Annotated in this window: 25 protein-coding genes; 8 read left to right on the top strand and 17 right to left on the bottom strand. The window is 72.3% G+C overall.

What is annotated here, in order from left to right:
* Positions 1-86: 86 nt before the first annotated feature.
* Entirely contained in the window at positions 87-1,250 is a 1,164-nt protein-coding gene (locus ACNAVT_RS21915; protein ID WP_416299005.1) for an anhydro-N-acetylmuramic acid kinase, read from the bottom strand.
* Positions 1,251-1,415: 165 nt separating this feature from the next.
* Positions 1,416-2,180 carry a DUF427 domain-containing protein gene (locus tag ACNAVT_RS21910; RefSeq protein ID WP_416299004.1) on the bottom strand — a complete coding sequence of 255 codons (765 nt, stop codon included), beginning with the start codon at positions 2,178-2,180 and terminating at the stop codon, positions 1,416-1,418.
* Positions 2,181-2,426: 246 nt separating this feature from the next.
* Here ACNAVT_RS21910 and ACNAVT_RS21905 point away from each other — a divergent pair, with 246 nt between their 5' ends.
* Both ACNAVT_RS21905 and ACNAVT_RS21900 read left to right on the top strand, forming a co-directional pair.
* The gene (locus ACNAVT_RS21905; RefSeq protein ID WP_416299055.1) at positions 2,427-3,650 is read left to right on the top strand and encodes a multidrug effflux MFS transporter; all 1,224 of its coding nucleotides are present in this window, start codon (positions 2,427-2,429) and stop codon (positions 3,648-3,650) included.
* Positions 3,651-3,712: 62 nt separating this feature from the next.
* Positions 3,713-4,642 (top strand): diacylglycerol/lipid kinase family protein, encoded by a 930-nt coding sequence (locus tag ACNAVT_RS21900; RefSeq protein WP_416299003.1) that lies wholly within the window; start codon positions 3,713-3,715, stop codon positions 4,640-4,642.
* 9 nt (positions 4,643-4,651) lie between these two features.
* On the opposite strand, the gene ACNAVT_RS21895 is transcribed toward ACNAVT_RS21900, so the two are convergent.
* The 4 genes from ACNAVT_RS21895 to ACNAVT_RS21880 form a co-directional block, all read right to left on the bottom strand.
* Positions 4,652-4,933, bottom strand: a complete 282-nt coding sequence (locus tag ACNAVT_RS21895; RefSeq protein WP_416299002.1) for a hypothetical protein — start codon at positions 4,931-4,933, stop codon at positions 4,652-4,654.
* Positions 4,934-4,953: 20 nt separating this feature from the next.
* Positions 4,954-5,805: a DUF2809 domain-containing protein gene (locus ACNAVT_RS21890; protein ID WP_416299001.1), complete on the bottom strand. Its 852-nt coding sequence runs from the start codon at positions 5,803-5,805 to the stop codon at positions 4,954-4,956.
* 64 nt (positions 5,806-5,869) lie between these two features.
* Positions 5,870-6,601, bottom strand: a complete 732-nt coding sequence (locus tag ACNAVT_RS21885; protein WP_416299000.1) for a L,D-transpeptidase family protein — start codon at positions 6,599-6,601, stop codon at positions 5,870-5,872.
* A gap of 132 nt (positions 6,602-6,733) precedes the next feature.
* The gene (locus ACNAVT_RS21880) at positions 6,734-7,099 is read right to left on the bottom strand and encodes a hypothetical protein (protein ID WP_416298999.1); all 366 of its coding nucleotides are present in this window, start codon (positions 7,097-7,099) and stop codon (positions 6,734-6,736) included.
* A 139-nt stretch (positions 7,100-7,238) separates the two neighbouring features.
* On the opposite strand from ACNAVT_RS21880, the gene ACNAVT_RS21875 reads away from it, so the two are divergent.
* Together ACNAVT_RS21875 and ACNAVT_RS21870 are read left to right on the top strand one after the other, a co-directional pair.
* Complete coding sequence (locus ACNAVT_RS21875; protein ID WP_416298998.1) at positions 7,239-8,420, top strand: RNA-guided endonuclease InsQ/TnpB family protein; 1,182 nt, start codon at positions 7,239-7,241, stop codon at positions 8,418-8,420.
* 13 nt (positions 8,421-8,433) lie between these two features.
* On the top strand, positions 8,434-9,147 hold the full coding sequence (locus tag ACNAVT_RS21870; protein ID WP_416298997.1) for an RraA family protein: 714 nt from the start codon (positions 8,434-8,436) through the stop codon (positions 9,145-9,147).
* A gap of 21 nt (positions 9,148-9,168) precedes the next feature.
* Here the strand turns inward: ACNAVT_RS21870 and ACNAVT_RS21865 are convergent, their stop codons facing one another.
* The 5 genes from ACNAVT_RS21865 to ACNAVT_RS21845 all read right to left on the bottom strand — a co-directional run bounded on the left by ACNAVT_RS21865 (position 9,169) and on the right by ACNAVT_RS21845 (position 13,297).
* A complete protein-coding gene (locus ACNAVT_RS21865) occupies positions 9,169-9,861 on the bottom strand; it encodes a hypothetical protein (RefSeq protein WP_416298996.1) in 693 nt (230 codons plus the stop codon).
* A 155-nt stretch (positions 9,862-10,016) separates the two neighbouring features.
* Positions 10,017-10,883, bottom strand: coding sequence for a MauE/DoxX family redox-associated membrane protein (locus ACNAVT_RS21860; RefSeq protein WP_416298995.1), 867 nt, complete (start codon positions 10,881-10,883; stop codon positions 10,017-10,019).
* A gap of 75 nt (positions 10,884-10,958) precedes the next feature.
* Entirely contained in the window at positions 10,959-11,555 is a 597-nt protein-coding gene (locus ACNAVT_RS21855) for a cell wall protein (RefSeq protein ID WP_416298993.1), read from the bottom strand.
* 16 nt (positions 11,556-11,571) lie between these two features.
* A complete protein-coding gene (locus ACNAVT_RS21850) occupies positions 11,572-11,982 on the bottom strand; it encodes a hypothetical protein (protein WP_416298992.1) in 411 nt (136 codons plus the stop codon).
* A 214-nt stretch (positions 11,983-12,196) separates the two neighbouring features.
* Positions 12,197-13,297 carry a winged helix DNA-binding domain-containing protein gene (locus ACNAVT_RS21845; protein WP_416298990.1) on the bottom strand — a complete coding sequence of 367 codons (1,101 nt, stop codon included), beginning with the start codon at positions 13,295-13,297 and terminating at the stop codon, positions 12,197-12,199.
* 170 nt (positions 13,298-13,467) lie between these two features.
* Between ACNAVT_RS21845 and ACNAVT_RS21840 the strand changes: the two genes are divergently transcribed.
* From ACNAVT_RS21840 to ACNAVT_RS21830, 3 genes are read left to right on the top strand one after another with little or no spacing between them, the layout of a single operon-like run.
* Complete coding sequence (locus ACNAVT_RS21840) at positions 13,468-13,875, top strand: GntR family transcriptional regulator (RefSeq protein ID WP_416298989.1); 408 nt, start codon at positions 13,468-13,470, stop codon at positions 13,873-13,875.
* Between the two features lie 19 nt (positions 13,876-13,894).
* A complete protein-coding gene (locus ACNAVT_RS21835) occupies positions 13,895-14,785 on the top strand; it encodes an ABC transporter ATP-binding protein (protein WP_416298987.1) in 891 nt (296 codons plus the stop codon).
* Positions 14,782-15,771 (top strand): ABC transporter permease, encoded by a 990-nt coding sequence (locus ACNAVT_RS21830; RefSeq protein WP_416298985.1) that lies wholly within the window; start codon positions 14,782-14,784, stop codon positions 15,769-15,771. Before ACNAVT_RS21835 ends, ACNAVT_RS21830 begins: the two co-directional genes overlap by 4 nt.
* Positions 15,772-15,829: 58 nt before the next feature.
* Here the strand turns inward: ACNAVT_RS21830 and ACNAVT_RS21825 are convergent, their stop codons facing one another.
* On the bottom strand, positions 15,830-16,225 hold the full coding sequence (locus ACNAVT_RS21825; protein WP_416298983.1) for a VOC family protein: 396 nt from the start codon (positions 16,223-16,225) through the stop codon (positions 15,830-15,832).
* Positions 16,226-16,246: 21 nt separating this feature from the next.
* Positions 16,247-17,434, bottom strand: a complete 1,188-nt coding sequence (dinB, locus tag ACNAVT_RS21820) for a DNA polymerase IV (RefSeq protein WP_416298981.1) — start codon at positions 17,432-17,434, stop codon at positions 16,247-16,249.
* Between the two features lie 156 nt (positions 17,435-17,590).
* Between dinB and ACNAVT_RS21815 the strand changes: the two genes are divergently transcribed.
* On the top strand, positions 17,591-18,004 hold the full coding sequence (locus tag ACNAVT_RS21815; RefSeq protein ID WP_416298979.1) for an ester cyclase: 414 nt from the start codon (positions 17,591-17,593) through the stop codon (positions 18,002-18,004).
* Between the two features lie 45 nt (positions 18,005-18,049).
* On the opposite strand, the gene ACNAVT_RS21810 is transcribed toward ACNAVT_RS21815, so the two are convergent.
* The 4 genes from ACNAVT_RS21810 to ACNAVT_RS21795 all read right to left on the bottom strand — a co-directional run bounded on the left by ACNAVT_RS21810 (position 18,050) and on the right by ACNAVT_RS21795 (position 22,134).
* Complete coding sequence (locus ACNAVT_RS21810) at positions 18,050-18,553, bottom strand: DUF2231 domain-containing protein (RefSeq protein ID WP_416298978.1); 504 nt, start codon at positions 18,551-18,553, stop codon at positions 18,050-18,052.
* A gap of 71 nt (positions 18,554-18,624) precedes the next feature.
* Positions 18,625-20,772, bottom strand: a complete 2,148-nt coding sequence (locus ACNAVT_RS21805; RefSeq protein WP_416298977.1) for a glycogen debranching N-terminal domain-containing protein — start codon at positions 20,770-20,772, stop codon at positions 18,625-18,627.
* 71 nt (positions 20,773-20,843) lie between these two features.
* On the bottom strand, positions 20,844-21,587 hold the full coding sequence (locus ACNAVT_RS21800; RefSeq protein WP_416298975.1) for an ABC transporter permease: 744 nt from the start codon (positions 21,585-21,587) through the stop codon (positions 20,844-20,846).
* 133 nt (positions 21,588-21,720) lie between these two features.
* Positions 21,721-22,134 (bottom strand): VOC family protein, encoded by a 414-nt coding sequence (locus ACNAVT_RS21795; RefSeq protein ID WP_416298974.1) that lies wholly within the window; start codon positions 22,132-22,134, stop codon positions 21,721-21,723.
* Positions 22,135-22,271 lie beyond the last annotated feature (137 nt).

The raw sequence follows: 22,271 nt of genomic DNA, 5'->3' as shown, positions 1-22,271 counted from the left end.
CGGTCAGGTCGACCCCGTGCACGATCTCCCGGTCGATGCCGCCGGACCGGCCGACACGCGGAGGCTCGCGAGGTCGAGAAGGGCGCTCATCGGACGGCTCCGGCCAGGCGCAACCCGGTGGGGGAGGTGGCCAGGGGCGGGGGCAGGCGCAGCGGGAGGGCGCCGGGCACGATGGCGCCGAGCACCCTGGCCCCGGTGGCACCGGTACACGACGCCACGGTGGCGGGCAGACCGTGCGCGGTGTGCCAGCCGATCAGCGCGAAGGCGATCGCCTCCTTGGTGTCGGTCGGCGCGCCGAACTCGTCGGTGGTGGTGACCCGTACCCCGGTCAGCCGCTTTCGCAGCATCGCCATCAGCGTCGGATTGGCGCAGCCCCCGCCTGAGGCGACGAGGGTGTCGATCCGGTGCCGGCGTACCTGGTCGGCCACTGTCTGCGCGGTGAGCGCGGTCAGCGTGGCGGCGACGTCCGCGTCCGGCAGGTCAGGGTGCACCCGCAGCGCCGCCGCCAGGTATTCGGCGTGGAACAGTTCCTTGCCGGTGGTCTTCGGCGGGTCGAGCCGGTAGTACGGCTCGTCGAGCAGTTCGGTGAGCAGGGCCTCGTCCACCCGGCCGCCGGCGGCGAGGCGGCCGTCCTCGTCGTAGCGCAGTCGGCCGCGGCTGGCCCGCACGACCGCGGCGTCGATCAGCGCGTTCGCCGGCCCGGTGTCGTAGGCCACCGGGTCGCCGCCGTCGACCGGCCGCAGCACGGTCATGTTGGCGATGCCGCCCAGGTTGAGGGCGGCCGGCCGGCCTGGCACGCCGGAGAGCAGCAGGACGTCCGTCATCGACACCAGCGGCGCGCCCTGGCCTCCGGCGACCACGTCGCGCACCCGTACGTCGGCGACGACCGGGACGCCGGTGCGCTCGGCGATCCAGGCCGGCTGCCCGATCTGCAGGGTGCCCAGCACCTGGCGCCCCTGCACCCAGTGGTAGACGGTCTGGCCGTGCGAGCAGATCAGCTCGACCCCACCGGCCCGTCGGGCCGCGTCGGCCGCCACCTCGGCGAACGCCTGACCGATCAGCGTGTCCAGCTCACACGCCTCGGCGAAGGTCAACGCCGACGGGGGCAGGGCCCGCATCAGCCGGACCCGCAGCTCCTCCGGATAGGGCGAGCTGCCGGCGTACCCGATGGTGCCGTGCAGGACTCCGTCGTGCAGCGTGAAGTCGACCGCCGCCACGTCGATGCCGTCGTGGGACGTACCGGAGATCATGCCCAGGACCTTCACGCGCTCGCCTCCTGTGCTTCCCGCAGTGGGGCCTCCTCAGGCCAGCCGCGAGTATCAAGGGGGCACCGACCGCTGTCAACGGTTTCCATCACATAGGTGAGAGATGAAGGATATTGCCAGTCGTCCCGAAGATGCCGCCGGCGGTGTCGCTCAGGAGAAGTGCGTCTTCGGTCGGCTCAGCCGCTCCCCGTCCACGATCAGGTCGACCTTCTCGTTGTAGAACGCGACCAGGCCGGCGATCGGCAGCAGCGCTCCGGTGGGGAAGGCGTAGGACCAGGCCAGGTCCGGGTGCACCGTGCCGTCGACGCGTACCGACCAGTAGTCGCTGGTCCGGCCCTTGTACGGGCAGGACGTCCTGGTCTCCGACGGTACGAGATGGCCGAAGTTCACGTCGGTGCGGTTGAGGTAGTAGCGGGTCGGCAGGCCGGTCTCGAAGACCAGCACCGGCGACGTCGACTCGGCCAGCACCGCCCCGTCCAGTTCCACCCGTACGCTGCGGGTGGACCGCAGCGCGTCCACCCGGGCGTACGGGTTGCGGGGATGGACGAAGACCTCCTCGTCCTCCTCGAACCAGCCGTCCATGGCCGCCCAGTCGAACCGGATCGTGTCCGCCAGCCCGGGCAGCGCGTCGTCGCCGAACCATCGTGCGCACGAGTCACGGGAGGTCCCGGCCGCGAGCAGCCCGAACACCCGCGCGGCACCGCGCCGCGAATCCTCGGTCCGCTGCTCGTCGATCAGGAGAGCGCGGTTCACGTCGGCCGCCGGGACGTAGTACTGCGGGTAGAACGGCATTTCCCACACATATCGCGCCCGCGTGGTGTCCAGCACCGGCTCGCCGGCCAGGAAAGCGCGGATCCGGCGCGGCACCGGTTCGATGCGGTCGACCGGCGTGATCGCCTTCGGATAGTCCGGCACCGTGTCCTCCAGTTCTGCGACTGTCTCGGGGCGGGTACCGGTTCAACGAACGAGGCGGCCAAGCGTTCGCCGGGCGGTGTGAGCTGAGGCACCTTCCGGCCAACCGGGAATGAGATCACCCGTCAGCGATTTGGTGGCAGGTGTGACCGCTGCACTGATCTCCGCCCGGGTCCGGACGGGCCTGGTCTCATGACCGCGACCGTCGAAATGATCGAGACATCCACGCCCCAGCTGGCCGGTGACCTGATGAGCACCCGGCAACGGCTGCGGCTCGTCCTCGTCCTCGGCTCGCTGATCGCCATCGGGCCGCTGACCATCGACATGTACCTGCCCGCCCTCCCGGCCATCACCACCGACCTGCACACGACGTCGGCGGCCGTCCAACTGACCCTGACCGGCACCCTCGCGGGCCTCGCCCTCGGCCAGTTGCTGATCGGCCCGCTGTCCGACGCGGTGGGGCGGCGGGCGCCGCTGCTCGCCGGCATCGGGCTGCACATCGTGGCGTCGCTGCTGTGCGCGATCGCACCGAACATCGGGATGGTCGGCACGCTGCGCGTACTGCAGGGGCTGGGCGTGGCCGCCAGTTCCGTGGTGGCGATGGCGGTCGTCCGCGACCTGTTCAGCGGCGCCGCCTTCGCCAAGCTCTTCTCCCGCCTGATGCTGGTGATGGGAGCGGCCCCGATCCTGGCCCCCACCCTCGGCAGCGCGCTGCTGCGCTGGTCGGACTGGCGGGGTGTGTTCGTGGCCCTCGCCGTCTTCGGCGTACTGCTGATCACCGTCGCGGCCTTCGGGCTCGAGGAGACCCTGCCGCCCGAGCGGCGCCGCCACGGCGGGGTGAGCGCCACCGTGCGGGACTACGGCACACTGCTGCGCGACCGGACGTTCGTCGGCCTCGTGCTGGTCGCCGGACTCGCCATGGCGGCCCTATTCGCGTACGTGGCCGGGTCGTCGTTCGTCTTCCAGCAGCAGTACGGGCTCGACGAGCAGCAGTTCGGGCTCGCTTTCGGCGCCGGCGCCGTCGGCCTGATCACGGCCACCCAACTCAACGTGCGGCTGCTGCGCCGGTACACGCCGCAGCGGATCCTCGTCACCGCGCTGGGCGTCGGCACCGCGGCCGGCGTCGTGCTGCTCGTCGTCGCCGCCACCGGCTTCGGCGGCCTCGCCGGCATTCTGGCCGCGCTGTGGGTGGTGCTCGCCGCGGCGGGGCTCGCCCTGCCGAACGCACCCGCCCTGGCACTGTCCCGCCACGGGGAGGCGGCCGGCACCGCGGCCGCACTGCTCGGCGCGGTGCAGTTCGGCGTCGGAGCGGTGGCCGCGCCGGTGCTCGGCGCGCTCGGCACCGGCAGCGTGGCGATGGCCGCGGTGGTGGCCGGCGGCATGGTCGCAGCGACGGTCGTCCTGCTCACGGTCGTACGACCCGCGCGGCTGGCCGAGCTCGAGCTGGCCGCCGTGGCGGTGGCCGTGCACTGACCGGAGCCGGCCGGCCCGCCGTTCACCACCTGACCGGCGCTCGACGGATAGGGTCGAGCGTCATGCGGACCAAGCAGCAGCTGGGGGCGGCGATCCGGGGGGAGCGGCAAGCGGCGCTGGTCGTCAACGCCCACTCCCGCCGGGGCCGCCAGCTCTACGAGGGCGCCCGGTCGCGGCTGGTGGCGGCGGGCTACACGCTGCTCGGCGCGTATCCGGTCGACCGGCCCGGCGAGCTCGAACAGCGCCTCGCCGAGGCCGCCGACCTCGGGCCGGACCTCCTGGTCGCCGGCGGCGGTGACGGCACCATCGGCACCGCCGCCCGGCTGCTCGCCCACCGCGACATCGCGCTCGGCCTGCTGCCGCTGGGCACCACCAACAACTTCGCCCGCACCGTCGCCATCCCGCTCGACCTTGACGCCGCCGTCGGGGTCCTCACCACCGGGAAGGTGATCGACGTCGACCTCGGCCTGGTGGGCGCCATGCGATTCACCAACCACGTCGGGATCGGCCTCTCCGCCGACGTGATGCTCCGGACGCCGCCGAGACTCAAGCGGGTCACCGGGCGGCTCGCGTACCCGATGACCGCCCTGGCGCTGCTCACCCGGCACCGGCCATTGCGCGCCACCGTCCGCGCCGAGGGGCGCGAGCACGAGTTCGTCAGCCACCAGCTGTACGTGGCCAACGGCGGCTTCCACGCCGGCCGGCCCATCACCGCGGACGCCAACGCCGACGACCGGCTGCTGGTCGCGTATCCCGTCGGCGGCCCGGCGCGCCGCGGCCTGCTGCGGGAAACGGCCCGCAACGCCGCGACCGGGCACCGCCGCACGCTCGGCGACGCCCCGTTCCTCGCCGTGCGCCAACTCTGGCTGGAGACCGACCGGCCCGCCCCCGTCGAGGTCGACGGCGAGCTGTACGGCGAGACCCCCATCCGCATCGGCCTGGACCCGAACGCGCTGCGCATCATGGCGCCCGCCGACAGCCCCGACCGCTGACGGGTGCGCTCAGCCTCGGCGATCCTCGTCGGGCACCGGAATCTCCTGGTTCTGCTCCAGTGCGTCGGCGGGGTTGGTGTCGTCGCCCGGCACAGCGGCGGCCAGACCGGCCTGGTCACTTGGCGAGCGTAGGACACCCTGCTCCGCCAGGTCCGCCTCGGACGCCTCCGGCACGGCGTCCGAGACCGTGTCCGGCGGGCCGACCACGGTCTCGTCCTGCCGCTGCTCCTGCGCGTCGGCGTCCGGCGGCCGCCGCAGCGGATCAGCCTGCTCGTCCCCGTTTGCGGTCACCGCGATCTCCCCGAGCCCGTTCAGCGCGTTCGCTCGACGAAGGGCGCGGTCAGGTCGGCGACCTCGCCGTACTCCGCCGGGAGCTGCGAGACGACGTCCTCGTACCCGTCGGGCGAGATGGCCTCGCGGAGGACGTCTAGCACCGCCGTCACCCCGTCCTTGGCCTTCGTCACGTCGACGTCGGCGCGTCCGCTGACCCGCTCCACGAAGACGTCGAGCCCGAACCGCTCGGCGGTCTCACCGGAGGCGAAAGCGTACGGCCGCAGACCCGGCGGCAGCTGACCGGCCAGATGACGCGCCTCGCCGCCGTCGATCCGTTCCGCCAGGGTGGTCAGTGTGGCCCGGATCAGGGCCGTCGCCTGCTCCGACGACGTCCCCGTACGCTTCGCCACCAGGCCGATGAACTGGTTGTCGTCCACCTTCAGGGCCCTTCTCTCGCTGGATGCCCGCGGTTTCCCCGCCACCGCCACCTCAAACGGCACGCCGGGCGCGGCGCGTGGGCGCAGCAGGTGGTGCAGCGCGACCAGCGGCACCACGCCGACCGGATACCAGAGCAGGTCGACCGGGTCGAACTGCACACCCAGGACCAGCCGGGCCAGCAGGCTACGCGCCGACAACACCGCCGGCACGCCGGTGAGCTGGAAGCACTCCATCGCCCAGCAGAAGGCAATGGCCGCTGCCCCGGTCGGCACCGGGCGCAGGCGCGGCCACAGGAACAGCACCCCGGCGTACACCATGGACGCGTAGAGGGCCGTGCCGGAGTACTGCTCGAGGCGGCCGTCGGACAGGGCGCGGATGGTCAACGCCACCGCGAGGAACAGGCCCGCCGCCACCAGCATGAGCAGGCGGACCATGATCGGCCGGATCGACATCATGGTGATGCTACGGGCGACGGCGGCTCCCGGGATGCCCCGAGAGCCGCCGGCCGGACGACCGTCAGCGATAGATGTGCACGGGTGTGCCGACCCCGATGATCGACCAGAGCCGGTTCATGGCCGGGATGGGCACCCGCACGCACCCGTGACTGGCCGGGTACGTCGGCACCGACTTGGCCCCGTGCACCGCGTAGCCGCGGTAGAAGTAGTTCGGCCGCCACAGCAGGCCGAGGTCGCTCTGCCGCCAGCCGTCGATGCGCCGCTGGACCGTGTAGTTGCCCGTCGGGGTCGGCGTGCTGGCCTTGCCACTGGAGGCGTCCAGGATGCGCACCACCGACCCGCCGCGCGCCAGATACACCACCTGCGTGGTCAGGTTGGCCTCCACGGAGTAGCCGGAGTGGGTGTACTTCGGCTTGGGGACGACCGGACGGTCGAGTGCCGCCCAGGTGAGCGGCCCGACGATGCCGTCCCGGGACAGCTTGTTCACCTTCTGGAAGGCGACGACCGCGTGGTACGTCGACGGTCCGAAGATGCCGTCGACCCCGCCGACGTCGTAGTGCAACGCGGTGAGCCGGCGTTGCAGGGTGGTCACCGCGGTTCCCTTGGAACCCTGCCGCAGGACCGGCCGGCTGCTGGTGGCGGCGACCGTCACGGTGGTGGCGCTGGTGGTCGGACCGGCCGCCGACGCCGGGGAGGCCGGGACGGCCAGGCCGGCCACGAGGAGAGCCGTCCCGAGCGCTGCATGCGTGGCGGAGCGGCGGAGGTGGGTGTTGTGTGGTGAGACGGGAAGCATCGTCCCTCCCTTCCGGATTCCTGAGCACGACGGTAGCCCGCGGAAGCGAGGGCGGCTGCCCCGGTTCGGTAACTGTTTGAAACATTTCGATGAGTCACCGCCAACCGACGCGGGACAGCCGCGGCGAGCCGGTCAGGCCACCCGTGGCGCCGGCAGGATCGGTACGCTCCGGTGGGTCGTACCCGAGATCTCGCCGGTCTTCTCGAGAGACGGGCCGCTGGTCGCGGCCTCGTCGGCAACAACGGCCGGGCCCTCGCCGGGTGGTGGAGCGGCCGGCTCCGGCGGGGCGACCGACTCCTGGATCTCGGTGAGCAGGGCGAGCAATCGGTGGACGTCGGCGCCGGGCATCCGGAACGAGCCGCGGCAGACCGTGCCGCTCCACAGGGACAGCACCACCGCACCGCGGTCAGGGTGGTAGCTCACCCGCATCGTCCGGTCCGCACCGCGCAGGTCGGTGAACAGGTCACCGAAGCTGGGTATCGGCCGCACCTCTCCCATCTACCCAGCATGCCCCAGCGACGCGTTGCCGGGAAGGCCCCGAGCGCTCAGCAAACCGGCCGTGGAGCCACGCCAACGCAATGGCTGCCGGTGCGAACGTCCAGGGCGTCAGTCATAGGCCAACGCTAAACTGTCCGATGTGCAGCTCCGTTACAACTTTCGCGTCTACCCAGACGCCGTTCAGCGCGAGGCGCTGGCGCGGGCGTTCGGGTGCGCGCGGGTGGTGTTCAACGACGGGCTGCGCGCACGGCAGGCAGCCCGGGAGCACGGACTGCCGCGCCTGTCCGACCGGGAGTTGTCAAAGCGGGTGATCACGGAGGCGAAGAAGGCTGAGTCCCGGGCGTGGCTGGGCGAGGTGTCGGCCGTGGTACTCCAGCAGGCCCTGGCGGACTTGAACACCGCGTACCGCAACTTCTTCAACTCCCTGTCAGGCAAGCGAAAGGGCCGCAAGGCGGCTGCGCCGCGGTTCCGATCGCGCAAGGACAACCGGCAGGCCATCCGGTTCACCACCAACGCCCGATTCAAGGTCCTGGACAACGGCCGGCTGCGGTTGCCGAAGGTCGGGGACCTGGCGGTGCGGTGGTCACGGACACTGCCCGTCACGCCCAGCTCGGTCACGATCGTCAAGGACGCCTCCGGAAGGTACTTCGCCTCGTTCGTCGTGATCACCACCGACGAGCCCCTGCCGCCTTTGAATGCCGAGGTGGGCATCGATCTGGGGCTGACCCACTTCGCGGTCCTGTCCGACGGCACGAAGATCGCCGGGCCGAAGTTCCTGCGCCGCGCTGCTCGCAAGCTCAAGCGGTTGCAGCAGGACCTGTCCCGTAAGCAGCGGGGTAGCAACAACCGCAAGAGGGCCGTCGTCAAGGTGGCCCGAGCGCACGCCAAGGTGGCCGACACCCGGCGGGACTGGCAGCACAAGCTCTCCACGGCGATCATCCGCGACAACCAAGCGGTGTACGTCGAGGACCTGTGCGTGGCTGGTCTCGGACGGACCCGGCTAGCCAAGTCCGTGCATGATGCCGGTTGGGCTTCGTTCACCGCAATGCTGGAGTACAAGGCCGCCCGGCACGGGCGCACCTTCGCGAAGATCAACCGATTCGCGCCCACGTCCCAGACGTGCTCGGCGTGCGGACGCATCGACGGACCCAAATCGCTGTCCGTCCGGTCGTGGGCCTGCCCGTGCGGGGCTGCCCACGACCGGGACGTCAACGCGGCAATCAACATCCTCGCGGCGGGACGCGCCGAGAGACTAAACGCCTGTGTACGACGGGCAGGCCACCGAGCGGCAACTGGACTCTCCCGCGGCCGTCCTCGCTGACTACCGTCAGGCCATGAGCATGGACCCGGACAGGCTGCGCCAACGGTTCGCCGCGCTGACCACTGCCCACGTCGCCGACGCGTGCCTACGGGCCGGCGTCCCGGTGCGCTGCGCCCCCGCCGGCATCGGGCCGGTGGTGCCCGGTGGGCAGGTGGCCGGGCGGGTGCGGCCGGCCCGGCACGTCGGCAGCGTCGACATCTTCCTGGCGGCGATCGAGCGGGCGGCACCCGGCGACGTGCTGGTGGCGGACAACGCCGGGCGCGTCGACGAGGCGTGCGTCGGTGACCTGGTGGTGCTGGAGGCGCAGACGGCCGGGCTGGCCGGTGTGGTGGTCTGGGGCCTGCACCGCGACACCGCAGATATCCGGGCGGTCGGCCTGCCGGTGTTCAGTCTCGGCGCGACGCCGACCGGGCCCCGCCGGCTCGACCCTCTGCCGGTGGACGCGTTGACCTCGGCGCGGGTGGGGGAGTGGACGGTCGGCCCCGACGACGTCGCGCTGGCCGACGAGGACGGCGTGCTCTTCGTGCCGGCCGCCCGGACAGGCGACCTGTTCGACCTCGCCGAGTCCATCCGGGACGTCGAGCGGCGGCAGGCCGACCGGATCCGGGCCGGCGAGTCGCTGCGGGCGCAGGTCGGGTTCGGGGCGTATCTGGCCGGGCGGGTGGACGATCCGTCGTTGACCTTCCGGGAGCACCTGCGCAGGGTGGGTGGCGCGATCGAGGAGTGAGGCCGCGGCTGCCCCCGTTGATCAGGAGAGGCGATCGATCGTGGCGGGGACGAGACCGTGGCGACGCGCGACGCCGACGAACTGGCGTAGCAGCCAGCGCAGCGCGTCGCCCCCGGCCGGCTCGGACGTCACGTCGATGCACCATGCGATGTCGCCGCCGACGCGTCGCAGGTCCCAGCGGAAGTTCGTCTCGTCGACCCGCAGCCGCCCACTGCCGACCACGCCGGGCCGCGTCCCTTCCGGACCCGGGGCGTCGTCCAGCCGTAGCAGCGCGCACAGGTGGGCGGTCTGTCGGCTGTCCAGCTCGCCGGCGAAGAGCACCCGGTGGACGTCCGGGCCGGTGCCCAGCCGCAGCGGCGCTCCGGATGCCAGCTCGGCGTCGTCGTGGAAGTGGCCACGCAGCGTTTCCTCGTCGGGCAGCGTACCGCCGCCGAGCCCGCGGTAGGTCGTCTCGGCGTCGAGGCGGTCGACGGCCGTCAGGCGGGCGCGGACGTGCCGGTCCGACCGGATCGCCCGGGCGAAGGTGGCTGAGCTCCACCAGCCGCCGTCGGCCGGCGTCCAGCCGGCGCTGCGCAGCCGTGCCGCGGAAAGATCGTCAGCCAGGACGAACTCCTCGATCAGCAGCCCGGTCGCCTGGATCTCGTCCGCGCCGTGCAGGAGGTAGTAGTCGAGCGTGGTGGTGCTCGCGTGCCGTAGGGCGGTCTCCGTGGTCACTTCGGGACCGTACCGCTGCGGGTGGTGGCAGACCCGGCTCTCGGCGCCCTCGCGCGTCGAGTGGATCCGGACCGGGCGGGACCACGGGAGCCTGGTGGTCCTGCCCGGTCCGAACGCGACCGGACTTCCCGTCGGCGTCGAGGCATCCGTCGTTGCTACGCCGGGGCGACGGCGAGCCGGGGGCCGGCGGGCGGTGGCGTGCCGGCCAGGCTCAGCAGGGTGTGCCCGGTCGCGTCATCCACCACGGCGACGCGTACCGCGTCCGGCTCCCGGTCGGCCAGCGGCACGGCGAACACCGCGGTCACCGGGCGGCCCTGGTAGTGCGCGGCGTGCCCGACGAAGCGCCAGTCGCCGTCGTCCCAGTGTTCCCGCACATCGGAGCGGAGCAGCGGCGACACCCGCCGGTAGGCGTCACTGAGCTGGAGCTGGTGCACGGTGGCGAGCAGCGGCACGCCGGAGCCGCCGCGCAGGGGGTGGGTCAGCCGGGCCCGCAACCGGCGCAGCGGCAGCAGCCAGGCCGTGTCCAGTTCCGGCGACAACGCCACCACCGACGCCAGCTCGGCGAGCAGCACGGCGGTGCCGGCCAGCGGGCGCCCGACGAGCGCGGTCGGCCAGCCGCCGGGGGACAGCACGGCCAGCCCGCCCGCCACCACCAGCAGCCCGGCCCGGCCCAGGCTGCGGCCGGTGACGGGCGTCGGCCGGGCGCTCAGGCAGCCGCACGACGACGTGGGCGCGACCCGACGGGCGTACGTCAGGTAGGCGAGGAAGCCGACGGCCAGCGCGGTCGCGGCGACCGCCTCCAGCCGCGGCGCGGGCGGCAGCAGGAGCAGCGCGCCGAGGCTCAGCTCGACACCACCGAGCAGCCGGTACGCGGGCAGCGCCCGGCGTTGGCCGAGCAGCCGGGTGAGTGCCGACCGGTTGGCGGCCGCGGCGGCGTGCCGGCTGAACAGCTTGACGCGCGCGGACCAGACCAGCACCGCACCGACCACCAGTGGTTGCAGCGCCGCGATCAGTTCGATCATGGGTTCTCCCATCGGGTTGTCCAGCCGGGGGTGCCCCGGGCGGCACGCGGCCGCGCACCGCCCGAGTACCGCCGATCAGGCGGCGGCGTAGACGGTGGCGATACTGATCTCGTTGGTGTCCGGGTGCCAGGCGCCGAGCACCTGGACGTGCCGGCCGACCCGAAGCAGCGACATGTCGCTGACCGCCGGGGTGCTGTTGTAGACCGCGGCGGAACGTCCCGGTACGACGTGCGCGACGATCCGGCGTCCCTGGTGGTCGAGGTGCAGCATGTTGCGGCCGACCGCCGCGATGTGCGCGTGCAAATTGACGATGTTGACCCAGACGGAGTCCGCGGCGAGCGTGCCGTCGGGGAGGCGGAGACCGCGGGCGTAGAGGCCGTCGCCGACGGCCACCTGGTCGAAGGTGGTCGGGTGCAGCTTCCAGATGCTGGTGCCGTCGGTGACCCGGATCGAGTGCAGCACCATGTCCGAGCCGGTGACCAGCAGCGTGTTGCCGGAGATCTTGCTGATCCGGCCCTCGGCGAAGTTCGGGTCCGGAGCGCCGGGCTCGACGGTCACGGCCTCGGCGGCGAAGGCCGCCTCGGGGGCGAGCGAGCCGAGGCCGGTGGCGCCGACCAGGCCACCGAGCGCGGCGGTGGCGAGCAGGCGGCGGCGGTCCAGGATCTGCTTCATCGTGATGCCCTCCCGTTCAGACGATGTCGACCGAGCAGGGCCGCAGCCCGGTGGAGAGACTGGCGATCGCGCTGTACGCCGCGGGCGTCAGGTCGATGATCCGGTTGGTGCCGCAGGATGCGCCGCAGCAGGTGCGCTCGCCGCACCACAGGTCGGTCTGCGGGCCGCAGTCGGCGATCGTGGTGCCGACCCGCTTCCCGCTGCAGGGGTTGGTGGTGTACTGCCGGAAGCCGCAGGTGCGGCGGCTCATGCTGACACCGCAGCGGTCCGGGCGGGTGATGGAGAAGCATGCGTCCGAGGCGTTGGGCCAGGCGTGCTGGTAGTTGCCGGATTTGCAGGTGCCGCAGGCGCCGCCGCCCGCGGTACCGCAGGGACCCCAGGCGCTGCCGCAGCAGAACCAGGACATCTCGCCTGTTAGAGCTGCCATGGGTACCTCCTCCCAGGTCATTGATCGACAACGATGGATGTCGATATAGATGGCGATTGTTGTGTTGAAAATCACCGAAGTCAATGTCTGGTGGGGTAGATTTCCTACGCAGGCGAATTCCGCGTGGCGGAGCGAGCCGAGGTCGAGGCGGATGCCGAGGGTGCTCAGGCCCGGTAGGCGCCTTCGGCGTCCGGGCGCGCTCGCTGCGCGAGGGTCACTCGGTGAAGTCCGCCCTGGCCAGCTGGACCTGCCGGTGCGCGGCCAGCCGCTCGGCCTGCTCGGCGATGGCGGCCCGGGTGCGGGTGGAGGCCTTCGACCACAACTGCACCTGCACGGTCAGCTTCCTGCCGGACTGGCGCGGGCGCCAGGTGCCGGCGACCTCGCCGTCGGCGATCACCGCGCCGGGCCGGCCGAGCACCGGCCAGAGGACCTTTGCTCGGGCCGGGTCGTCGACCAGCGTCGGGCGGTCCTTGGCCTGCAGGAACAGGTCGAACGGGCCGAGCAGCCGGACGATCTGGACTCGTGGCGCGTCGAACCGGTCGGCGTCGGCGGGCAGCACCCACCGGGTCTCGCCGGCGACGGACACCTCGACGGCCTCGTCCGGCCAGCGGGCCTTGACGTCCTTGACCGGCGCGTCGAGGTAGTCGGCGACCTGCTTGGGGGTGGCCGGGCCGAGCAGCCGCAGGTAGGCGCGGATCAGGTCGAACCGTTCCGGGACGTGGTCCGCGGGCCGGAAGCCGGCGATGGGTTGCAGCACCGGCGGGGAGGTGCCGGCCCGCAGTTCCAGTCCGGCGCGCAATGCCGCGAGCCGGAACGGCATCTCGTAGAGGTGGGTGGCGTTGCACGGCCGGCAGAACCGCAGGTAGGGAGCATCCATCAAAGCGGCCACCCGGGCGGACACCTCGCCTTTGACCAGCGGCTCGGTCACCACCGATCGCATCGCGGCGGCGACGGCGTCCAGCGCGGCGAGGTTGCCGATGCCGGCGGCCTTCAACGGCTTGGCCGCGTCGTAGATGCGCTTGCCGGCGTCGGGGTCGGAGAACGGTGCGACGGCAGCGGCGACCTGCGGCAGATCCCGGCGGCGGTAGAGGTGTGGAGCGCCGCGCACGGTCCACAGCGTGGCCAGGCCACGGTCGGAGAGGGCTGGGCCGTCCAGTCCGCGGTTGCGCAGCGCCCACAGCCCGCCGTCCGGCCCGGTGTCCTGTACGCCGATGTCGAGAACGGCGGTGCCGGCCAACGTGCCTTCTGGACGGTCCAACTGCTGGGCGCGCGCGCGGAAACCGAGCACCTGGACGCGGTCGATCGAAGCCACCACGGATCTCAGCGTACGACCTGCTGGTGGCCATGCATGTCGACGGTCCGCCGTCGGGTCGCCAGGGGTGTCATCCGGGTGACGCGCCATTGCAGTGCTTGACAGCGACGAGATTCGCGGCAACGCTGTCTCATAGTCCTACTGCCGTAGGACAATAGAGAGGATCGTCCTGGGTGATCGAGTTTGTGCTGGACAGCCGGTCGAAGGTGAACACCTACATGCAGTTGGTGCAGCAGGTGAAACAGGCGCTGAGGGTCGGCCTGTTGGCGCCGGGTGACCAGTTGCCCAAGGTTCGCGACGTCGCGCAGTCGTTGGCGATCAACCCGAACACGGTGCTCAAGGCGTACCGCGAATTGGAGATCGAGGGCCTGGTCGGCGGCCGACCCGGGGTCGGCACGTTCGTCGAGCGGACCCTGGCGGGCGCGTCCCTGCCCAATCAGGCCGAGCTGCGCGAAGACCTGGTGGCCTGGCTGCACCGGGCGCGGGCCGCGGGGCTCACCCCCGAGGATGTCGTCGCCCTCGTGGAGACCACCATGCGGGCCGCACTCGCCGACGAAGCACCGCAGAAGGAGCCCGCGTGAGCGGAAGAGAGGACAGAGGATGGACGTGGTCCTGGAGGCCGACCAGCTAGGCAAGCGTTACGGCAGCACCTGGGCGCTGCGAGACTGCTCGCTGCACCTGCCGGCCGGGAAGGTCGCCGCCCTGGTCGGGCCGAACGGCGCGGGCAAGAGCACCCTGCTGCACCTGGCCGTCGGCCTGCTCCGCCCGGACGCGGGGGCCGTGCGGGTGTTCGGCGAGTCGCCCTACAACAACACGAGCACCCTGGCCGACATCGGGTTCGTCGCCCAGGACACCCCGCTCTACCGGGACTTCAGTGCCGCGGAACTGGTCACCGTCGGCGCGAAGTTGAACCGGCGGTGGGACGCCGCCCTGGCCCGTCATCGGCTGGCCCAGCTCGGCATCCCACCCAACCGGCCGGTCGGCAAGCTGTCCGGCGGGCAGCGCGCCCAGGTGGCGCTCGCGCTCGCGCTGGCCAAACGACCACGGCTGCTGCTGCTCGACGAGCCGGTCGCCAGCCTGGATCCGCTGGCCCGGCGGGAGTTCCTGCAGTCGCTGATGGGCAGCGTGGCCGACGCCGGCACCACCGTCCTGCTCTCGTCGCACCTGCTGGCGGACCTGGAGCGGGTCTGCGACTACCTGATCGTGCTGCAATCCGCCCAGGTGCAACTCGCCGGCCCGGTCGACGACCTCGTCGCCGAGCACCGGCAGTTGGTGGGCCCCCGGCACGACGGCAGCCCGCTCGACGGGGTCGCCGCGGTGGTCCGGGCCAGCCACACCGACCGACAGTCCACGCTGCTGGTCCGCACCAGCGGTGCGATCAACGATCCCGCCTGGACCGCCCGCGAGGTCGGCCTGGAGGACATCATCCTGGCCTACCTGGCCGACGGCGAAACGGCGGCGAGTCACACCGAGTGGGGGGTGCCGGCATGATCTGGCTGACCTGGCGGCAACACCGCAAGCAAGCCCTGTTCACCCTCATCGCGTTCGCGGCGCTCGCCGCGCTGATGATCCCCATCGGCCTGTCGATGCGGCACACGTTCACCGACCTCGGCCTGCCCGACTGCGTGCGCCAGCTGGCCGACCCCGACGCGGCCAGGGAAACCGTAGGCAGCTGTGACGGGGCGTTCCGCCAGTTCACGACCCGGTACGGCAGCCTGAATCTGGTGGCCGTCCTGCTGCTCGTCCTGCCGATCCTGGTCGGCCTGTTCTGGGGCGCCCCGCTGGTCGCCCGGGAGGTGGAACACGGCACGCACCGATTCGTCTGGACCCAGGGCGTCGGCCGCACCCGCTGGGCGCTGGCGAAGTTCGGGCTCGTCGGCGCGGCCGTGCTCGCCCTCGCCGTCTGCTACGGGCTGGGCATGTCCTGGTGGGTCAGCCCGCTCACCCAGGCCGCACACGAGGGCCGGATGGGCGTCATTGTCTTTGACCTGCAGGGCGTCGCCCCGATCGGCTACACCCTCTTCGCCGTGGCGCTCGGCATCTTCGCCGGCACCGTCTGGCGCCGGATGCTGCCCGCCATGGGCATCACCCTCGTCGGATTCGTCGGCGTACGGGCAGCGGTGGCCATCCTGGCCAGGCCGCACTACCAACCCGCCCGCACCCTCACCTCTCCCATCGAAGGAACGGACCAACCGCTCATGTCCCGGGGCGATTGGATCCTCTCCAGCGGGGTCCGCAACGCCGACGGCCGAATGGTGGCGGCCGACACCCATATCGCCTGCCCGCCGGGCGGTAAAGGGCCGACCGGCGAGGCCTGCGGTGCTGAGCTGGGCCTCGGGCCGGGCGCCTACAACTGGCAGCTCTACCAACCGGGGAGCCGGTTCTGGCTCTTCCAGGGCATCGAGACCGGCATCTTCGTCGTGCTCGCCCTGCTCCTGATCTATTTCGCCATCCGAAGGATCCGTCGCATCGCGTAGCCGCACCAGCGGTGATCGCCGGTCCCTCCTGGGCCCGGCGATCCCGCGTACCGGACGGTTATCGACCCGGCAGGTGCTGGACAAGCTGGATCGGGTTGCCGTCCGGGTCGGCCGTCCAGGCGATGAGCAGCCGGTCGAGCCAGACGTGCGGGGCCGCGAGGGCCGGCGCCCCGTCCGTGGTCAGCTTGGCGTACGCGGCGGCGGTGTCGTCGGTCCAGAGGACGACCGCCGCGCGCTGGCCCGACGGCACCGGGTCGAGGCCGTGGTCGTCGCGGGTGGACGCCACCGACGCGATGCCGATCCGGTAGCCGTCGAGGGTGAGGTCGACGTGGATCGGCTCGCCCTCGGTGGGCACCCGGAAGGCCTCGGTGAAGCCGAGCCCGGCGTAGAAGGCGGCTGCCCGGGTGACGTCCTCGCTGAACAGGATCACCTGGGGCGCATGGAACATCGGCATCGGTGGACCGTATCGCGCCGGTCAGTCCGGCAGGCGGGGCATCTCCAGACCGGGGTCGCGGCCGAGCAGCACCGCCCGGGTCAGCGCGGTCGACCCGAACCGGTCCCGGACCGCGTCCACCGCGGCGTCGAGCTCGACGCCCGGGTCGCGGGTGAACGGAAGAGTGAGCTGCACGTGCCCGTCGTCGAGGTTGCCGACGGACACCCCGAGCAGGGTGATGCCCCGGGTCTCGATCACCGGCAGCGCCGTGCGCAGCAGGGCCCGCGCCGCGTCGCGCAGCGGCCCGGTCTGTGCCGTCGCCTTGTCGAGCGTGTGTGAGCGGGTCGCCCGGGTGTAGTCGGCGAAGCGCAGTCGCAGGGTCACCGTGCGCCCGGTGCGCCGCGCCGCGCGCATCCGCCCGGTCACCCGATCGACCAGCCCGGCCAGCACGGCGTCGAGCTCGGACGGGGAGTGCGGCTCGCGGCCGAGCGCGTGCTGGGCGCCCATCGAGGACCGCCGCCGCCCGACCTGCACCGGGCGGGGGTCGCGGTTGTGGGCGAGGGCGTGCAGGTGCCGGCCGGCGCCCGCGCCGAGCAGCGACACCAGGGTCGCCTCGTCGAGCCGGGCCACCTGCCCCACCGTACGGATGCCCCGGTCGCGCAGCTTCCCCGCCGTCACCGGCCCGACGCCCCACAGCCGCTCCACCGGCAGCGGGTGCAGGAACGCCAGCTCCCGCTCCGGCGCGACGACCAGCAGCCCGTCCGGCTTGGCCACCCCGCTGGCCACCTTGGCCAGGAACTTCGTGCGGGCCACTCCCACGGTGATCGGCAGGCCGACCTGCTCGCGTACCTCCTGACGCAGCTGCGCCGCGATGTCGGCGGGTGGGCCGACCAGCCGGCGCAGCCCACCCACGTCCAGGAACGCCTCGTCGATGGAGAGCCCCTCGACCAGCGGAGTGGTCCGCCGGAAGATCTCGAACACGGCCCGGCTCGCCGCCGTGTACGCGGCCATCCGCGGCGGCACCACGATCGCCTCCGGGCAGAGCCGTCGGGCCTGCCGCCCGCCCATCGCGCTGTGCACCCCGCGCGCCTTCGCCTCGTAGCTGGCCGCCAGCACCACCCCGCCGCCGACGATCACGGGCCGGCCGCGTAGCCGGGGATCGTCGCGTTGCTCGACCGACGCGTAGAACGCGTCCAGGTCGGCATGCAGGATCGTGGCGTCGCTCGACACACACCCATGTTCGCACACCTGTTCGAAGGAGGGTGGGTGGAGGCCCATCGGATCTTGACAAACCTCCTGAAACGGGCCGAACAACCCGATAACGTGACGGCGTCATGGATGACGTCGACGGATGCGGGGACCGGCATGGGTGCCGAGCAGCGAAACATGGAACTCATGCAGACACTCGACGATGCCTGGAACGCCCAGGACCTCGAGACGTTCAACAGCCGCCACACCGACGACGTGGTGGTCCGGTGGCCCGGTAGGCCCGAGACCCACGGCCAGGCCAACCACGAGGCCGAGGCGAGGGACTTCTTCACCGCGTTCCCCGACCAGCGGCTCGGCAACCGGCCGTACAAGGTGCTGTTCGCCTCGGGTGAGTGGACCTGCTCCATCGCCCGCTTCACGGGCACCATGACCGGCCCGATGACGGGCCCCGACGGCAGCCAGATCCCGCCCACCGGCAAGTCCTTCGACGTGGACTTCTGCACGATCGCCCGCTGGGTCGACGGCAAGATCGTCGAAGAGAACCTCTTCTACGACCTGACCACCTTCATGAAGCAGATCGGCCTGGGCTGAGCCGGCGCACGGGCGGCTCAGCCGCCGTGCGCCGGCTCAGCCTGGTCAGGCGCCCCGGGTCCGGGGCCGGCCGGCGGACCGGCGCAGCGAACTCGGCGCGTTCACGCCCGCCTCGTCGCTCACGCCGATCCCGAGCCGCTCGACCAGCTCGCCACCGAGCCAGCCGGTCACCCCGGCGAGCACGATGCCGACGAAGCTGCAGATCAGGGCTCCGGTGCTCGGGTCCCAGTTGGTGGCAGCCAGCCGCTGGAACCAGCTCGCCGCGAACAGCGCCAGCACCACCACGTTGCCGAGGCCGTGCACGGCGCCGATCCGCTTGGCACGCGTACGGGCCGGGATGCCCATCCAGTCGATGAAACCGAAGACCCCGGCGAGCAGGCCACCGATGATGCCGATGCCCATCGTGTACGCGGAGGAGATCTGGAATCCCGTCCGGTAGGTGAACAGGTAGAGGATGTCGAAGATCACCGCAGTGGCCAGCAACCCCAGCGGGAACACGATCAGGATGGGATGGATCCCGTGGCCCATCGCCTTCGCGCGACTCTCCATGCCACTCCTTTCGTCTACGCCCCAGGTCGGCACCGGATTCCCCGCCGGGCTCCGACTACACCCAGCACCCCTCACCCGCCCCTTCGGGCGGAAATCGCCTGGCGGGGGGCCCGGCGGACCACCGCCAGCCGGTCGCCGCGCGCGGTCACCGAGGTCCGCCCGCTGCGCCGGCGCCGCACGGTCAGGTCGACCGTGGCGCTCCCGACCCGTACGCCCTCCAGCCGCAGATCCGGCAGCCACTCGGGCAGGTGCGGATCCACGAAGATCGTGCGCAGCGGCGCGGCCGGCCGCAGCGCCAGCAGCGCCTGGACCAGGGCGACGATCGAGCTGGCCGACCAGGCCTGCGGGGAGCAGGAGTTCGGGTAGACGCCGGGGTGCGGGTGGGCCGGGTCGCGGGGCAGCCCGCTGAGCACTTCGGGCAGCCGATGCTCCTCGAAGAGCGCCGCCGCGGCGAACATCCCCTCGGCCAGCCGGTGCAGGTGCGTCCAGCGGCCGTACCGGGCCAATCCCAGGCCGATGGTGCCCGCCTCCACCGGCCAGACACTGCCCCGGTGGTAGCTGAACGGGTTGTAGGCCGGGTGGTCGGCCGACAGCGTCCGCACCCCCCAACCGCTGAACATGTCCGGCGCGAACAGCCGGTCGGCCACCAGCGCGGCGGCCCGGGCCGGCACGATGCCGGTGGCCAGCAGGTGCCCGTCGTTGGAGTTGGTCGAGCGCACCGGCTGCCGGTCCGGCCCGAGCGCCATCGCGTAGCAGCCCCGCTCGGGCAGCCAGTACGCGCGATGGAAGCGACGGCGCAGCCGCCGGGCCCGGGCCGCCAGCGCGGCGCCCCGCGCCGGATGGCCGGTCAGGGTGAACACCACGGCGGCGTGCCGCAGCGCGGCGTACCAGTAGCCCTGCAGCTCGCTGGTGGCGATCGGGTTGGGCACCACCTGCCCGTCCTCGTCGACGATCGCGGTGTCGGAGTCCTTCCAGCCCTGGTTCTTCAGCCCCGCCCGGGAGCGGCAGTGGTATTCCAGGAAGCCGTCGCCGTCGGGGTCGCCGTACCGCTCGATCCAGCGCAGCGCCCGCCGGGCCGTGGGCAGCAGCTCCCGTACGGTGTCCAGGTCGCCGGTCCAGGCCAGGAACTGCCCGAGGAAGACCAGGAAGTCCGGCGCGGTCGACCAGTCTCCGTAGTAGCTGGTGAACGGGTTCAGCCCGAGCGCGGACACCGGGCCCTGGCGGGCCTCGTGCAGCGGCTTGCCCGGCTCCTCGTCACGCCAGTCGTCCAGCCGCCGTCCGAGGTGCTGAGCGTTGAGCCGCAGGCTGTCGGCCAGCATGGTCGGCCCCGCCAGCAGCGCCTGCCAGGACGCCGTCATCGTGTCCCGGCCGAAGATCTCCTGGTAGATGGGGAGCCCCGCGATCGGTGCCGCCGGCCCGGCCGGTTCGCCGAGGGGCAGCACCGCCAGGTCGTGGGTGGCGCACCGCCACGCCGCCGTCACGTCGAAGTTGCTGCTGCTCAAGTCGGCCAGCTCGCCGATCAGCCGGGAGCGGGCCCGGGCGGCGGAGTCGTCGGGGTCGGTGAACGTCGCCGGGGGAGCGGGCAGCCGGACCCCGTCGAAGACCGGCTCGACCAGCAGCTCGATCCGGGCGCTGCCGCGCGGCGGCACCGCGAGGTCGACGGTGACCACGCCGTCGGTGTATCCGACGGGGGCGTCGCCGCGGACCTGGACCGCCACGGCGCGGTCGAGGTCGTCGCGCAGGTAGGTCAGGCGCAGTTCCTCCGCCGCCGGATCCCATGCGTCGCCGACGTCGCCGACCTGTAAGCGGCGGCCCGTCTCCGCCTCGCTGGTGTCGGCGAAGTCCGCCTCGACGCGGATCCGGACCGGGAACCGCAGCGGCTGCTGGGCGTAGCTGACCACGGTGAGCCGGGTACGCAGCCCCGGACCGACGAACCGCTCGATCAGCAGGTACGCGGCCTGCGACGGCAGTGTCTCCCCGTCACCCAGCTCGGCGTAGGAGAGCTGGGCGTGCCCCCGCACGTTCGCGGTGGCGAACGGGACCGGCTCCCGGCCGTCGACCGTGATCCGTTCCCGGGCGAGCACCCGGGTGTTGCGGGCGAAGAAGCCCTGCGGGTCGGTGCCGCTGATCCGACCCCGCACGTCGGTGACCAGCGTGCTCCACCCGCTCGCGACATAGAGCAGGTCGGGCCGGACACGCAGGTTGCGGACCCTGGTCATCGGGCGGCCAGTACCCCGTGGCGTCGCTGGTACACCCGCCGCGGCCGGGGAGCGTCACCGCGTCGCCCGGGTCACGGCGAGATCCGGGCCCGGTCTCGGACGAGCAGCTCGACGACCAGCGCGATCGCCGCCGCCTCGACCGCCAGCAGGGTGAGCAGGATCAGCAGTTGGGTCGCCCCGGCCTCCAGCGGTCCCGCCCCGCCCAGCAGCACACCCACGAACGCGCCCGGCAGGGTGACCAGGCCGACCGTCCGGGTCTGGTCCAGCGCGGGGATGAGCGCCTGCCCGGCGGCCGGGCGGCAGATCTCCAGTGCGGCGTCGCGGGGGAGCAGCCCGAGGGCCAGGCCGGCCTCGTACTCGCCGTGCCGGGTCCGCAGCTCGTCGAGGGTACGCCGGCCGGCGAGGCTCGCCGCGGTCATCGCCCCGCCGATCAGGATGCCTGCCGTCGGCAGCACCACCAGCGGCGTCGCCGGCAGCGCCCGGCTGGTCAGCAGTACGGCGAGACTCGGCACCACCCCGGCGGCGATGGCCAGCGGGGTGACCCGGGCCGGGCATTGCGGCCCGATCCGTCGGCGGGCGGTGAGGGCGGCGACGCCGTACATGAGCAGGATGAACGCGCCGGTGCTCCACCAGGCGCGCAGCACGGCGACGATGACCAGCGACACGACGCCGAGTTGGATCGTGGCCCGGGCGGCTGCGCCCAGGACGGCCCGGCCCCGGCCGAGCCCGGTCAGCCGCAGCACGACGCCGGCCGCCACGGTCAGCCCGAGCAGGGCGACGACCAGCGCCGGTCCGATCGGTACCGCGCCGCTCATCGTCCCGCCGCGCGCCGGTGCGGCCGCTCGTCGGGGGTGATGTCGTCAGCGCCGGTCACCGGATGATCGTATTGGGGCGGCCAGGCCGGCGGGCGTGGCCCGCCGGCCTGGCCGTGGGCGGGGCTCGGCCGCCTCAGGCCGCCTGCGGGCTGATGTTCACCATCCAGCCGATGCCGAACCGGTCCAGGCACATGCCGAACTCGTCGCCCCACATCTGCTTCTCCAGCGGGACGGTCACGGTGCCGCCCTCGATGAGCCTGTCCCAGTAGCCCCGCATCTCGTCCGGCTCGTCGCCGCTCAGGCTCACCGCGACGTTGTTGCCGATGGTGAGGTCCATCTCCGGCGGGGTGTCCGAGGCCATCAGCGTGAAGCCGCGATCGGTCTCGAGCATCGAGTGCATGACCAGGTTGGCGAGCGTGGGCTCCGGGTTGCCGAACTCGCCGAAGGTGTTCACCGTCAGGGTGCCGCCGAACACCCGGTGGTAGTGCTCCATCGCCTCGCGCGCGGTGTCGCGGAAGCTGAGGTACGGATTGAGTCGAATGCTCATGTTGCCTCCTCGATTGTGACCCGCGCATCGTCGCAGAGTGACGAGCCGGAACCAACGAGGCGCGACGGAGTGATGACGGACGGTGCGGTGGAGGTGGCGCCGTTGCCACCTCCACCGCTCTCCCCGCCGGTACGTCG

This window comes from Micromonospora sp. SL4-19 (genome assembly GCF_047921475.1).
Lineage (GTDB): Bacteria > Actinomycetota > Actinomycetes > Mycobacteriales > Micromonosporaceae > Micromonospora.
This window is presented reverse-complemented; position numbering and strand designations above follow the sequence as displayed.